Source organism: Cellulomonas sp. B6 (assembly GCF_001462455.1).
GTDB lineage: Bacteria > Actinomycetota > Actinomycetes > Actinomycetales > Cellulomonadaceae > Cellulomonas.
In genome coordinates this window covers 1-12,895 of record NZ_LNTD01000040.1, presented here as the reverse complement: position 1 = coordinate 12,895, position 12,895 = coordinate 1, and the positions used below count along the sequence as shown (strand labels likewise).

Below are 12,895 nucleotides of genomic sequence, written 5' to 3'. Positions count from 1 at the left end.
CGCCGTCAGGCCGGCGGGTCGACCGGCTCGAACGGTGCGGCGTCGTCCTCGTCGACGACGTCCAGGAGCTCGCCGATGCGCGTGACCTCGAGCAGGAACCGGACCGTGGGCGGCACGCGCAGCAGGCGCACGCGGTGCTCGCTGCGGATCGACAGCCGTGCGAGGAACGCGACGCCCGACGAGTCCATGAACGTCACGTGGTGCGCGTCCACCTCGATGGGCAGGCCGCGCTGCTCCGCCTCGGACGTGGCCTCCTGCAGCTCCGGGCCCAGGTCGGCGTCGACCTCGCCCGAGAGCACGATGCGCGTGCGGTCCGTGCCGACGATGACCTGCACCGCGCCGGGCTCGCCGGCCGTCGCGGGGGCGGCCTCCGGGGCCGTCGCCTCCGTCGTGGCGGCGTCCTCGCCTGCGGAAGGGCTGTTACCGTCTCGCACGATGCTCCTTCCGAGCGCCGGGGGGCTCGCCGAGGTGGCCGAGCGGTTCGTCCGTTCGGCACGCTAGACGATCGGAGGTGGTGATGGTCAACTCCCACGCCATCGAGCCGGCGGTCGAGCGTACGTCGTCGGCGCGTCGGCGGCGCGTCGCCTCCCCGCCGCGACCGCTCGGACCGGGTGTGCTCGGAGCGGCCGTCGCCGCGACGCCCGTCCCGACGGCCGTCCTCCAGGTCGACGCCGACGCGCTGCGCGTCGCGTGGGTCAACGACGCGCTGGCGCGGGCGGTCGGGTACGACCCGGCGGAGGTGGTCGGGGTCGACGTGCTCACCGACCCGCGGGTGCGACCCGGCGACCACGCCGCGGCCCGCGACGTCGGGAAGGCCGGACCGTCGACGCACGCGGTCGTGCTGCGCCGCGCCGACGGCGTGCACGTGCACTGCGTCGCGCACCTCGCGCCCGTCACTGGCCCCGACGTCCCCGACGGCACGCTCGTGGCGGCCGTGCAGGACCTCACGGCCGAGCTCACGGCGCACGCCGAGCAGCAGGCGGTCGTCGCGGCCGAGCGTCGCGAGCGTCGCAGCCTCGCGGTCATCGCGCGCGTGTCCGACCTGCTGATGGACGTCGACGAGCCGCAGGGTCTGCGCGAGATCGCGGCGCTGCTGGAGTCGCAGGTGGTCGCGACCGCGGCGTTCTTCCTGTCCGAGAAGGGCCTGTGGGCGGCCGACGGGCTCGAGCAGTACCACGCGAGCCCCCGGCACCCGGCGCTGCCCGGGCGACCGCCCTCGCGCTGCCCGCACGACCCGGTCGCGACGCTGCTCGCGGGCGGTGGCGACGAGCCCGTCGAGCTCGACCTGTCCGCCGACCACGCCGAGGGCTCGTACGCGCGCTGGCTCGCCGAGCGGCTCGGCGGCGAGGGTCTCGACCCCCGCGTGGTCGTGCAGCCCGTGCCGGGGCGTCGGCGCACGGTCGGCCTGCTCGTCGTGCGGCCGCGCACCGGGTCGGGGCTCGCGGGCCTCGACGGCGCCGACCGGACCGTCGTCGAGCTCGTCGCGCGGCGCGTCGGGCTGTCGATCGACAACGTGCGCCTCTACGACCGCGAGCACCGCCTGGCCGAGACGCTGCAGCGCGCGATGCTCCCCGAGCAGGCCGAGGTCGACGGCCTCGACGTCTGGACCTACTACTCGCCCAACGCGGACGACGCGCAGGTCGGCGGCGACTGGTACGACGTCCTGCAGATCGACCCGACCACCGTCGGCGTCGTCATCGGCGACGTCGTCGGCCACGACGTCGAGGCAGCCGCGACGATGGGCCAGCTGCGGTCCGTCGTGCGGTCGTACGCGTTCGACATCACGACGCCCGGCCCGGTGCTGGAGCGCGTCGACCAGCTGTTCGCGGGCATGCGGATCCCGCGTGCCGCGAGCCTCGTCCTGGCGACCCTGCGCCGCGGCGCCGCGGGGGCGTGGACCCTCCAGTTCTCGCGCGCCGGGCACCTGCCGCTGCTGCACGTGCGCGACCGGCACGCCCGTCAGCTGCGGGGCCGCGGCGGGCCGCTCGTCGGGTTCGGCGGCGGCGAGCGCGCGACCGACGAGGTCGCGCTGCTGCCGGGTGACGTCGTGATCTTCTACACCGACGGCCTGGTCGAGCGGCGCGACCGCAGCCTGCGCGACGGGCTGACCGTGCTGGAGCAGGTCGCCGCGGGCGTGACCGCGCGTGACGCCGCGGGCATCGGCGAGGACCTGCTCTCGCGCCTGGCGGACCACCCCGAGGACGACGTCGCCGTGGTCGTCGTGCGCGTGCCCGCGCTCGACGAGCACCTGGGCGGGGCCGTGAGCCCGCGACGGCGCCGCTGGGTGCTGCCGGGGGAGCCCGCGTCGATCGGCCGCGCGCGGCACGCGGTCGTGCGCACGTGCGAGGCGTGGGAGATCGTCGACGCGTCGAACGCCGAGCTCGTGGTCTCCGAGCTGGTCGCCAACGCGATCCTGCACGGGTGGGGGCACGTCGCGCTGCAGCTGCACGACACCGGCGACGGCCTGCGCATCGAGGTCGAGGACGCGAACCCGACGCCGCCCGTGACGACCGACGGGCACCCCGGGCGGGTCGGCGGGTTCGGCATGCAGATCGTCGAGCGGCTCGCGGACTGGGGCTGGCGGCAGTCCCGGGGCGGCAAGGTCGTGTGGGCCAGGATCCGGCCGGGTGCGCTGCCGACGTCGGCGGCGCAGGCGCCGCGCCGCGAGGTCTGACGGCTCCAGCGCCGGCCGGTGGTGGTCCGCCGGGGCTCAGACGGGTGCGGGCGTCCCCGTCGGGCTGCCCTGCTGCGCGTCGGCCTCGATCTCGCAGCGGTGGTCGGCGTCGATGCGGAACAGCTCGAGCGCCCCGCAGATCTCGAGCACGAACAGGTCGCGGTCCGCGGCGCCGCGCAGCACGGTGGCGCCGCCGCGGCGTCGGCCCGCGTCGGCGAGCGAGATGAGGAACGCCGCGCCGGTGGAGTCCATGAAGGTCACGCGGCACATGTCGATGACCAGGAGCTGGCGCCGCAGGCCGACGACGCGTGCCGTCACCTCGGGGAACTGGTCCCGCTCGGCGAGGTCGAGGTCGCCCGCGACGACCAGCGTCGTGGTCGTGGACGACGTCGCGATCTCGATCATGAACGTCCCTGGGCTGCGGCCGCACGGGGGAGCGGCGGTCTGCTGGTCGGTCGTTCGACTCTAGCCGGGGGGCCCCACGCCCGCGAGCGGGCGGGCCGCGCCCCCGGGGCCCGTCGTCGCCGGTGCGAGACTGGGCCGCATGAGCCACGAGAACCTCCTGGGCGGCCCCGCGCCCACGCTGCTGCCCGCCGACGGCCCCGACGCGACCGCCCGCGCGGCCCTCGCCGCCGGCTCCGACGCGCGCGCCGCCGTGCCCGCCGCGCCGGCGTCGTCGCTGCTGTGGGCGCTGCTGGCCGAGGAGGCGGACGACGCGGTGACGTCCTACGCGTTCGCGCGCACGGGCTACCACCGCGGCCTGGACGCGCTGCGTCGCGCGGGCTGGCGCGGCCAGGGGCCCGTGCCGGCCGCGCACGGGCCGAACCAGGGGTTCCTGCGCGCGCTCCTCGCGCTCGCGGAGGCCGCCGACGCGATCGGCGAGAGCGACGAGGCCGCGCGCTGCCGGCAGTTCCTGGTCGACTGCGGGACGTCGGCCGAGGATGTCGCCGCGCTGCGCTGACGCCGCACCGGCCGCCGCCCGGCGGGTGCCCGACCGGCCGCTCGGCCGGTCGCCCCGCGGGACGGCGCCGTCGGCGCTCGTGGGACGACCCGCGGCCGTGCCGCCGCCCTCCGGTACCCTTCCGGGTGGTACGCGTCACCTGCCGCGCGTGCTCGGGTCACCCGCGCCGCGAGCCCGCTCGCGCCCGTCTGCGGGGCGGAGCCGCATCGCTGGGCAGCGGGAAGTGGTGATCGCACATGCCGGCCGTCGTGGTGCTCGGGGCCCAGTGGGGCGACGAGGGCAAGGGCAAGGCGACCGACCAGCTCGGTGGGCGCACCGACGTCGTCGTGAAGTTCAACGGCGGCAACAACGCCGGCCACACCGTCGTCATCGAGGGTGAGAAGTACGCGCTGCACCTGCTGCCGTCGGGCATCCTCACGCCGGGCGTCGTCCCGGTGATCGCCAACGGCGTCGTCATCGACGTCGAGGTGCTGTTCGAGGAGATCGACGCGCTCGAGGCGCGCGGCGTGGACACCTCGCGCCTGCTGGTGTCGTCGGCCGCGCACGTCATCGCGCCGTACAACCGCACGATGGACAAGGTGACCGAGCGGTTCCTCGGCAAGCGCCGCATCGGCACGACCGGGCGCGGCATCGGCCCGACGTACGCCGACAAGATCAACCGCATCGGCATCCGCGTGCAGGACCTGTTCGACGAGGGCATCCTGCGGCAGAAGGTCGAGGGCGCCCTCGACCAGAAGAACCACCTGCTGGTGAAGATCTACAACCGCCGCGCGATCACGGTCGACGAGACCGTCGAGGACCTGCTGCGCCACGCCGAGCGGCTGCGCCCGTACGTCGCGGACACGCCGCAGTTCCTCAACCGCTCGCTCGACGAGGGCAAGACCCTCGTGTTCGAGGCCGGTCAGGCGACCATGCTCGACGTCGACCACGGCACCTACCCGTTCGTCACGTCCTCGGCGTGCACCGCCGGCGGCGCGTGCACGGGCTCGGGCGTCGGTCCCACGCGCATCGACCGCGTGGTCGCCGTCGCGAAGGCGTACACGACGCGGGTCGGCGAGGGGCCGTTCCCCACCGAGCTGCTCGACGCGGACGGCGAGTGGCTGCGCGAGACCGGTGGCGAGTACGGCACGACCACCGGCCGCCCGCGCCGCACCGGCTGGTACGACGCGGTCGTCGTGCGGTACGCGTCGCTCGTCAACGGGCTGACCGACCTGGTCGTCACGAAGCTCGACACGCTCACGGGCCGCGACCGGATCCCGGTGTGCGTCGCGTACGAGATCGACGGCCGCCGCGTCGAGGACATGCCGATCGACCAGACCGACTTCCACCACGCGAAGCCGGTCTACGAGTACCTCGACGGCTGGAGCGAGGACATCTCGCAGGCCCGCGACGTCGACGACCTGCCGGCGGCCGCGCAGCGCTACCTGCAGTTCCTCGAGGACGTGTCCGGCACGCGGATCTCGTCGATCGGCGTCGGCCCGGGCCGCGAGGCGACGATCATCCGGCACGAGCTGCTGGGCTGATCCCGCCCGGCACGCCGCGTCGTCGGCCCCCGGTCCCGCGTCACCGCGGGGGCGGGGGCCGACGTGCGTCACGCCGCGGCGGGCTCGGCCGGTGCCGCCGGGAGCTCGTGCGCGTCGACGTCGCGCTGGCGCAGCACCGCGGCGGCCACGGCGACCGTGACGACGGCCAGCGCGGTGGCGCCGAGCAGGACCGGTGCCAGGCCGTGCCGCGTGGCGAGCACGCCCGCGAGCAGCGCACCGGCGGGCATGAGCCCGTACCCGAGGGTGCGCGCGGCACCCGCGACCCGGCCCAGCAGGTGCGCGGGGACGAGGCGCTGGCGGACGGTCTCGCTGATGACGTTGCCGACCGTGCTGAGCAGGCCGAGCAGCACGAGCACGACCGCCAGCGGCGCGACGCGTGGCACGAGCACGGGCACGGCGAGCAGCGAGAACGCGACCGCCCAGCAGCCGACCATGAGGCGGACCTCCCCGACGCGGCGCACGAGCGGCTCGCCGAGGACCGACCCGGCGACGGCGCCGACCGCGATGCCGAGCGTGAGCAGCGGGTACGTCCGCTCGGTCATGCCGACCGCCGAGCCGGGTCCGACGACCCACAGCACGAACACCGCGAAGTAGGCGGCGCTGGCCATGTTGAGGACGGCGCCGGTGACGACGACGAGCCGCAGCACGCGGTGGTGCGTGACGAACCGCAGCCCTTCGCGCACGTCGGACCAGGCGCTCGTGCGGCGCGCGGGTGTGCTCGGGTCGCTGGCGCTGGCGCTGGCGCTGGCGCTGGCGCTGGCGCTGGCGCTGGCGCTGGCGCTGGCGGTGCTGGGGGCGGGTGCGGTCCGGCGGTAGCGCCCGGGCAGCCCGCGCCACAGCACGAGCGCACCGGCGACGGCCAGGGCGGCCGGCAGGCCGAGCACCCAGCCGGTGCCGAGGGTCAGGAGCGCGCCGGCGACGGGTGCGCCGAGGAAGGCGTTGGCGACCTGCTGCACCGCCATGACGCGGCCGTTCGCGGCGGCGAGCCGCTCGCGGGGGACGAGGTCGGGGACGATCGCGCTCGCGGCGAGGTCGACGAGCACCTCGGTGACGCCGTAGGCGAGCACGAGCCCGACGAGCAGGGGGAGCGTCAGCGCGCCGGTGGCGGCGAGCCACGTGCCGGCGGCGAGCAGCGCGGCGCGGGCGGTGAGGCCGACGACCTGGACGCGCCGGCGGTCGCAGCGGTCGACGAGGACGCCGGCGCTGACGCCGAGCACGAGCCACGGCAGCCAGGTCGCGGCGGACAGCAGCGCGATCGCGTCGGGGGAGCGGGTGAGCCCGAGCGCGACGAGCGGGACGCCGACGGCGACGACGCCGTCGCCGAGGTTAGCGGCGCCGGTGGCGGCGAGCAGGGCGTGGAAGCGGCGGCCGAGCGCCGGGGCGGCGGGTGGCGCGGGCGTCGGCGGTGCGGTCGGGGTGGTGGCGGTCACGGGGTCCTCGCGGCGGCTAGGGTGGGAGAGAACTTTGCAGAGGATCTCTGCAAAGAAGTTCTGCAAAGGTATCTCTGCACATGACGGATGACAAGACCGCGGCCGAGCGCACCCTCGGACGCGAGGCGCTCAAGGCGTTCGCGCACCCGCTGCGCATGTCGATGTACGCCGAGCTGCGCAACGGCGGCCCCGCCACCGCGACGATGCTCGGTCGGCGCCTGGGCGAGTCGAGCGGGCAGACCAGCTACCACCTGCGCCAGCTCGAGAAGCACGGGTTCGTCGAGGACGACCCCGACCACCCCGCCGGGCGCGAGCGCTGGTGGCGCGCCGTCGGCTTCCGCATGGACGGTCTCGACGCGTACGACGACCCCGGGTCGGCGCAGGCGGTGCAGTCGGTGCTGCAGGGGATGATCGCCGAGCGCGCGCAGACCCTCACCACCTGGGCGGCCTCGCTCGACGAGACCCGCCAGGACTGGGACGTCCAGATGTTCTCCAACGTCACCGCCGACCTGACGTCGGACGAGGCCGGCGAGCTCGTCGAGCGGCTGTCCGCCGTCGTCGAGGAGGTCGCCGAGCGCGGCCGCGTCGCCAAGGAGGAGGGCCGCACCGAGGGGCGTCGGCGCGTGCGCGTGTACCTCGACGTCCTGCCGCTGCCCGAGCCGCCGACGCCCTGACGGCGCGGGTTCGGACGCTCCCGCTGCCGCCGCGGGCCCGGCCGGTAGGGTCGGGCCCCGTGGAGATCCTCGTCGTCGGCACCGGTGCCCGTGAGCACGCCCTCGTCCGCACGCTGTCGCTCGACCCCGCCGTGAGCGCGGTCCACGCGGCCCCCGGCAACCCGGGCATGGTGCAGCAGGCGACGCTGCACGACGTCGACCCGCTGGACGGCGCCGCGGTCGCGGCCCTGGCGACCTCGCTCGGCGTCGACCTCGTCGTCGTCGGGCCCGAGGCCCCGCTCGTCGCGGGTGTCGCCGACGCCGTGCTCGCCGCCGGCGTTCCCGTCTTCGGGCCGTCCGCCCAGGCCGCCCGGCTCGAGGGCTCCAAGGCGTTCGCCAAGGACGTCATGGCCGCCGCGGGAGTCCCGACCGCCGCCGCGCGCGTCGCGACCACGCTCGACGAGGTCGCCGCCGCGCTCGACGAGTTCGGCGCGCCGTACGTCGTCAAGGACGACGGGCTCGCCGCCGGCAAGGGCGTCGTCGTCACCGAGGACCGCGACGAGGCGCTCGACCACGCGGCCGCCTGCCTGGCCAAGGACGGCGGGCGGATCGTCGTCGAGGAGTACCTCGACGGCCCCGAGGTCTCGCTGTTCGTGCTGTGCGACGGCACCGACGTCGTCCCGCTCGTGCCCGCGCAGGACTTCAAGCGCGCGCACGACGGCGACGAGGGCCCCAACACCGGCGGCATGGGCGCCTACACGCCGCTGCCGTGGGCACCCGAGGGCCTGGTCGACGAGGTCGTCGAGACCGTCGCCCGCCCGACCGTCGCCGAGATGGCCCGCCGCGGCACGCCGTTCGTCGGCGTCCTGTACTGCGGTCTCGCGCTGACCAGCCGAGGCGTGCGCGTGGTCGAGTTCAACGCGCGGTTCGGCGACCCCGAGACGCAGGTCGTCCTGGCCCGGCTCGGCACGCCGCTCGCGGGCGTGCTGCTCGCCGCGGCGCAGGGGCGCCTGGCGGAGCTCGAGCCGCTGCACTGGCGCGCCGACGCCGCCGTCACCGTCGTCATCGCGTCGCACGGCTACCCGGGCGACGTGCGCACGGGCGACCCGATCACCGGGCTCGACGGCGCCGACACCGTGCCCGGCGTCCACGTGCTGCACGCCGGCACCGCGGTCCGCACGACCGACGACGACCCCGAGAACCCGCTCAACGGCCCGCTGCTGGTCTCCGCGGGCGGCCGCGTGCTGTCGGTCGTCGGCGTGGGCGAGACGCTCGCGGCCGCGCGTCGCGCCGCGTACGTCGCGGTCGACCAGGTCGCGCTCGCGGGCTCGCAGCACCGCACCGACATCGCCCTGGCCGTCAGCGAGGGCTGACCGGCGGCTCCACGCGTGCCGCGCGACGCAGTCGTCGTGTCCCGTTCCCTGATCGGCGTGCCCACGCCAGGGCGTGGGCACGCCAGACTGTAGGGGTGAGCGACGCGCACCCCACCCCCTCGGGCCACGGCGACCTGCCCGGCTGGCGCCACGTCTACTCCGGCAAGGTCCGCGACCTGTACGAGCCGGACGCCTCGACCGCGGGGGTCGCGCTGCGCGACCTGCACGGCGACGTCGTGCTCGTGGTGGCGTCCGACCGCGTGTCGGCCTACGACCAGGTGCTGAGCCCCGGGATCCCCGACAAGGGGGTCGTGCTCACGCAGCTGAGCCTGTGGTGGTTCGACCAGCTCGCGGACCTCGTGCCGAACCACGTCGTCAGCACCGACGTGCCCGCCGCCGTCGCGGGCCGGGCGATGGTCTGCCGACGGCTCGACATGTTCCCGGTCGAGTGCGTCGCACGTGGCTACCTCACGGGGTCCGGGCTGGCCGAGTACCGCACGAACGGCGAGGTCACCGGCATCCCGCTGCCCGCCGGGCTGGTCGACGGCTCGCGGCTGCCCGAGCCGATCTTCACGCCCGCGACCAAGGCCGAGCTCGGCGAGCACGACGAGAACGTGCGGTTCTCGGTCGTCGTCGACACCGTCGGGCCGCAGGCCGCCGAGACGCTGCGCGACCTCACGCTCGCGGTCTACGCGCGCGCCGAGCAGATCGCGCGCGAGCGCGGCGTGGTCCTCGCGGACACCAAGCTCGAGTTCGGCACCGACCCCACGACGGGTGCGGTCACGCTCGGCGACGAGGTCCTCACGCCCGACTCGTCGCGCTTCTGGCCCGCCGACGCGTGGCAGCCGGGACGCGCGCAGCCGAGCTTCGACAAGCAGTACGTGCGCGACTGGCTGACGTCGGACGCGTCGGGCTGGGACCGGGCGGCGGACGCGCCGCCGCCGCTGCCCGCCGACGTCGTCGAGCGGACGCGCGCGCGCTACCTCGAGGCGTACGAGCGGCTCACGGGCGCACCGCTCGCGCTCTGAGCGCGAGCCGTCGGACGTGCGGCACCGCCTCCCTCGGGCGCCGACGACGCCTGATCTCGGCGCTGCCTGCTTCGGCGCTGCCGGTCTCGCCGCTGCCTGCTTCGACGGCGCCTGCGGCAGTGCTGCCTGCTTCGGTGCTGCCTGCTTCGGCGCCGCGTGTCTCGGCGACGCCCGGCCTCAGCGCCCGACCGGCCGCAGCGTGAGGTCGGCGGGGCCGCGCAGCTCGCGCCACGCGAGCGCCTGCGGCGCGGTCACGTCCAGCACGTCGGCCGCCGGCAGCGGGCCCAGGTCGAGGCCCGTGAGGTCGGCGACGTCCGCGACCGGCACCTGGAACGTGCGGAACGGCCCCAGCGGCGGCGGGTCGTCGACCGCCGCCGCGGCGTGCGTGCGGGCCGCGAGCTCGTCGGCCCGCAGCTGCGGCGTCTGGTCCAGCACGAACCCCGCGGCGGCCAGTCGGCGTCCCGCGTCGAGCGCCCACGCGACGACCTTCCAGAACCGCCGCGGGACCCCGACACCCCGGTAGACGGAGTCGTCGCCCGCGAGCACCGGGCCCGTGAGCACCGCGAGCCGCAGCCGCTGCGCCTGGGCGTGCTCGAGCACGTGGTCCTCGAGCCCGAGCCACAGGTCGCGGCCCTGGTTGAAGCCCGACGCCTGGGGCGCCGCGTTCGGGTACGCGAACGTCTCGCGGTTGGCGCGCGCCGCGACGCCGGGCTCGCCCCACACCGGGTCGCGCCGCCGCACGAGGTGCCCGCGGTCGAGGTCGTTCCTCGCGTACAGCTCGGGGCCTGCCTGCTCGGCGGCCGGTACGCGCGGGTCGAGGTGCCAGTCGTCGCCGCGCGGCACGTCGCGCAGCGCGGACCCGTCGAGGTTGACGGCCGTGGCCGCCGCGAGCCGCCGCACGGGGTCGAGCAGCACCGTGAAGTGCGTCGACGGCAGCGTGCGGACGCGTTGCGCGGGGACCGGCAGCGGCACGGTCGGTCCCAGGAACGTCGGGTCGTACCCCTCCACGTGCCACCCCTGCCCACGAGCGGTCGGACGGACGTCTCCACGCTACCCACGTCGGTGCGGACGCGCCGTGGTCCGCGAACCACGATCGGGTGCGAGGGCGCCCGCGGTGGCCGTCCGCCCGGCGGACCGGCGGACTGACCGGCGGGCGGGCGGACCGGCGGACTCGACCGGCGGGCGGGCTGACCGGCGGACTGTACCGGCGGGCGAGCTGACCGGCGGACTGGACCGGCGGGCGGGCCCCTCGTGGGACCTCCTGGCAGGACAGGAACCGCGACGCCGGGTCGGCGACGGCTCCGCGGCCGCCTCCGCCCGTGCGGCGTGCGGGCCGTGAGACAGGGGCCGGGCGAGACCGGGCGCAGGTCGTCCACGCGGCTCGTGGACGACTCGAGCCCGGTGTCGTCACCGTCGCGTCCCGCAGGTCGGGACGTGGCCGGCCGCGGCGTAGCCTGCGAGGCGTCCCGTCGCACGTCCCGGAGGTCCGGTGGTCCCGCCCCGCCCGCTCGTCCTGCACCGCGCCCGCCTGCTCGGCACCGACGCGCCCGTCGATGTCGTCGTCCGCGACGGTCTGCTCGCGGCGGTGCGCCCGGGCGGCGAGGTGCTGGACGACACCGACGGCACCGGCGCCGTCGAGGTCGTCGACCTCGACGGGCGATGGGTCGTGCCGGGCCTGTGGGACCAGCACACGCACCTCACGCAGTGGGCGCTCGCGCGCGGGCGGCTCGACGTGTCGACGGCCGGGTCCGCCGCCGAGGCCGTGACCCTCGTGGCCGGGCGGCTGCGCACGCAGCCGCCCGCACCGGGACGTCCCCTGGTCGGCATCGGGTTCCGCGACGGCACGTGGCCGGACCAGCCGTCGGCGGCGCTGCTCGACGCGGTCGCGGGCGACGTGCCCGTGGTGCTCGTGTCGGGAGACCTGCACTGCGCGTGGGTGTCGACCGCGGGCCTGCGCATGTTCGGCGTCGCGACGCACCCCACGGGCGTGCTGCGCGAGGCCGAGTGGATGCCGCTCATGGGCGCGCTCGACCACGTGACGCCGGCCGAGCAGGACGCGCTGGTCGCCGACGCGCTCCGGGTGGCGGCCGCGCGGGGCGTCGTCGGCGTCGTGGACCTCGAGATCGCCGACAACCTGGCCGCCTGGCGGCGCCGCGTCGCGGCCGGCGAGCCGCCCGTGCGGGTGCGGGCGGGCGTGTGGCAGCCGTACCTCGACCGCGTCGTGCGCGAGGACCTGCACACGGGCGACCGCGTCGCGGGGGAGCGGGTCACGCAGGGGCCGCTCAAGGTCATCGTCGACGGCTCGCTCAACACGCGCACCGCGTGGTGCCACGACCCGTACCCGGGCGTCGAGGGCGCGCTCGCGCACGGCGTGCTCACGGTGCCGGCCGACGAGCTGGTGCCGCTGCTGCGGCACGCGCACGCGCACGGTCTGGCGTGCGCGGTGCACGCGATCGGCGACGCCGCGAACACGCTCGTGCTCGACGCGTTCGCCGCGACCGGGGCGCGCGGGTCGGTCGAGCACGCGCAGCTCCTCGACCCGGACGACGTGCCGCGGTTCGCCGCGCTCGGCGTGACCGCGAGCGTGCAGCCCGCGCACGCACCCGACGACCGCGACGTCGCCGACCGGCACTGGGCCGGCCGCACCCACCGCGCGTTCCCGCTGGCCGACCTGCACGCCGCGGGCGCGACGCTCGTGCTCGGCTCCGACGCGCCCGTCGCCCCGCTGGACCCGTGGCTCGCGGTCGACGCGGCGGCGTGGCGCACCGGCGACGACCGCCCGTCGTGGCACCCCGAGCAGGCGCTCGACGTGCGCACCGCGCTCGCGGCGTCGACCGACGGCCGCCCGCTCGGCCTGCGGGTCGGGGACCCGGCGGACCTCGCGGTCCTCGACGACGACCCGCTCGCGCTCGCGGTCACGCCCGGCGGGGTCCGCGAGGTCCGCGTCGCCGCGACCCTGCTCGCGGGCGACTGGACCCACACGACCCTCTGACGCACGCCGCCCTCTGACGCCACGGCCCCGGGCTGCCCACGGCCGCCCGACCGGGCTCCGCCACCCGCCGAGTGCTGGGTTCTGCCGGTTCCGGTGGCCTGGGAGCGGCGGAACCCCGCGTTCGTCGGGGCGGTCGTGCTGCCGGGCGGCTTCTCCTACGGCGACTACCTGCGTGCCGGCGCCATCAGCCGGTTCGCGCCCGTCATGGGCGAGGTCGTCGACGCCGCGGGCAAGGGGCTG

11 protein-coding genes and 1 pseudogene are annotated in these 12,895 nt (G+C 76.4%); 8 read left to right on the top strand and 4 right to left on the bottom strand.

Going from position 1 to position 12,895, the window contains the following annotated elements; translation table 11 throughout:
• Positions 1–5: 5 nt before the first annotated feature.
• Positions 6–434: an STAS domain-containing protein gene (locus ATM99_RS02710; protein WP_062101406.1), complete on the bottom strand. Its 429-nt coding sequence runs from the start codon at positions 432–434 to the stop codon at positions 6–8.
• Between the two features lie 179 nt (positions 435–613).
• Between ATM99_RS02710 and ATM99_RS02705 the strand changes: the two genes are divergently transcribed.
• Positions 614–2,674 (top strand): SpoIIE family protein phosphatase, encoded by a 2,061-nt coding sequence (locus ATM99_RS02705; RefSeq protein ID WP_223304772.1) that lies wholly within the window; start codon positions 614–616, stop codon positions 2,672–2,674.
• A gap of 36 nt (positions 2,675–2,710) precedes the next feature.
• Here ATM99_RS02705 and ATM99_RS02700 read toward each other — a convergent pair whose 3' ends face one another.
• Positions 2,711–3,079 carry an STAS domain-containing protein gene (locus ATM99_RS02700; protein ID WP_062101405.1) on the bottom strand — a complete coding sequence of 123 codons (369 nt, stop codon included), beginning with the start codon at positions 3,077–3,079 and terminating at the stop codon, positions 2,711–2,713.
• Positions 3,080–3,218: 139 nt separating this feature from the next.
• Between ATM99_RS02700 and ATM99_RS02695 the strand changes: the two genes are divergently transcribed.
• Both ATM99_RS02695 and ATM99_RS02690 read left to right on the top strand, forming a co-directional pair.
• Positions 3,219–3,635 carry a DUF3151 domain-containing protein gene (locus ATM99_RS02695; protein WP_062101404.1) on the top strand — a complete coding sequence of 139 codons (417 nt, stop codon included), beginning with the start codon at positions 3,219–3,221 and terminating at the stop codon, positions 3,633–3,635.
• A gap of 236 nt (positions 3,636–3,871) precedes the next feature.
• Positions 3,872–5,158 (top strand): adenylosuccinate synthase, encoded by a 1,287-nt coding sequence (locus ATM99_RS02690; RefSeq protein WP_062101403.1) that lies wholly within the window; start codon positions 3,872–3,874, stop codon positions 5,156–5,158.
• Positions 5,159–5,226: 68 nt separating this feature from the next.
• Here ATM99_RS02690 and ATM99_RS02685 read toward each other — a convergent pair whose 3' ends face one another.
• Positions 5,227–6,609: an MFS transporter gene (locus ATM99_RS02685; protein ID WP_062101402.1), complete on the bottom strand. Its 1,383-nt coding sequence runs from the start codon at positions 6,607–6,609 to the stop codon at positions 5,227–5,229.
• An 80-nt stretch (positions 6,610–6,689) separates the two neighbouring features.
• Here ATM99_RS02685 and ATM99_RS02680 point away from each other — a divergent pair, with 80 nt between their 5' ends.
• The 3 genes from ATM99_RS02680 (at position 6,690) to ATM99_RS02670 (ending at position 9,663) form a co-directional block, all read left to right on the top strand.
• Positions 6,690–7,283 carry a helix-turn-helix domain-containing protein gene (locus tag ATM99_RS02680; protein WP_062101401.1) on the top strand — a complete coding sequence of 198 codons (594 nt, stop codon included), beginning with the start codon at positions 6,690–6,692 and terminating at the stop codon, positions 7,281–7,283.
• Between the two features lie 59 nt (positions 7,284–7,342).
• Complete coding sequence (gene purD, locus ATM99_RS02675) at positions 7,343–8,635, top strand: phosphoribosylamine--glycine ligase (protein WP_062101400.1); 1,293 nt, start codon at positions 7,343–7,345, stop codon at positions 8,633–8,635.
• 95 nt (positions 8,636–8,730) lie between these two features.
• Complete coding sequence (locus ATM99_RS02670) at positions 8,731–9,663, top strand: phosphoribosylaminoimidazolesuccinocarboxamide synthase (RefSeq protein WP_062101399.1); 933 nt, start codon at positions 8,731–8,733, stop codon at positions 9,661–9,663.
• Positions 9,664–9,840: 177 nt separating this feature from the next.
• On the opposite strand, the gene ATM99_RS02665 is transcribed toward ATM99_RS02670, so the two are convergent.
• Entirely contained in the window at positions 9,841–10,671 is an 831-nt protein-coding gene (locus ATM99_RS02665; RefSeq protein ID WP_082659162.1) for a DNA/RNA non-specific endonuclease, read from the bottom strand.
• Between the two features lie 481 nt (positions 10,672–11,152).
• Between ATM99_RS02665 and ATM99_RS02660 the strand changes: the two genes are divergently transcribed.
• Together ATM99_RS02660 and ATM99_RS18795 are read left to right on the top strand one after the other, a co-directional pair.
• Positions 11,153–12,655, top strand: a complete 1,503-nt coding sequence (locus ATM99_RS02660; RefSeq protein WP_062101398.1) for an amidohydrolase — start codon at positions 11,153–11,155, stop codon at positions 12,653–12,655.
• 123 nt (positions 12,656–12,778) lie between these two features.
• Positions 12,779–12,895: pseudogene (locus tag ATM99_RS18795) on the top strand (phosphoribosylformylglycinamidine synthase subunit PurQ); the annotation flags it as partial.

Excerpts from the sequence above, each read along its gene's own strand:
- ATM99_RS02690 (WP_062101403.1), top strand. The coding sequence starts at position 3,872 with ATGCCGGCCGTCGTGGTGCTCGGGGCCCAGTGGGGCGACGAGGGCAAG.
- ATM99_RS02680 (WP_062101401.1), top strand. The coding sequence starts at position 6,690 with ATGACGGATGACAAGACCGCGGCCGAGCGCACCCTCGGACGCGAGGCG.
- ATM99_RS02695 (WP_062101404.1), top strand. The coding sequence starts at position 3,219 with ATGAGCCACGAGAACCTCCTGGGCGGCCCCGCGCCCACGCTGCTGCCC.
- ATM99_RS02700 (WP_062101405.1), bottom strand. The coding sequence starts at position 3,079 with ATGATCGAGATCGCGACGTCGTCCACGACCACGACGCTGGTCGTCGCG.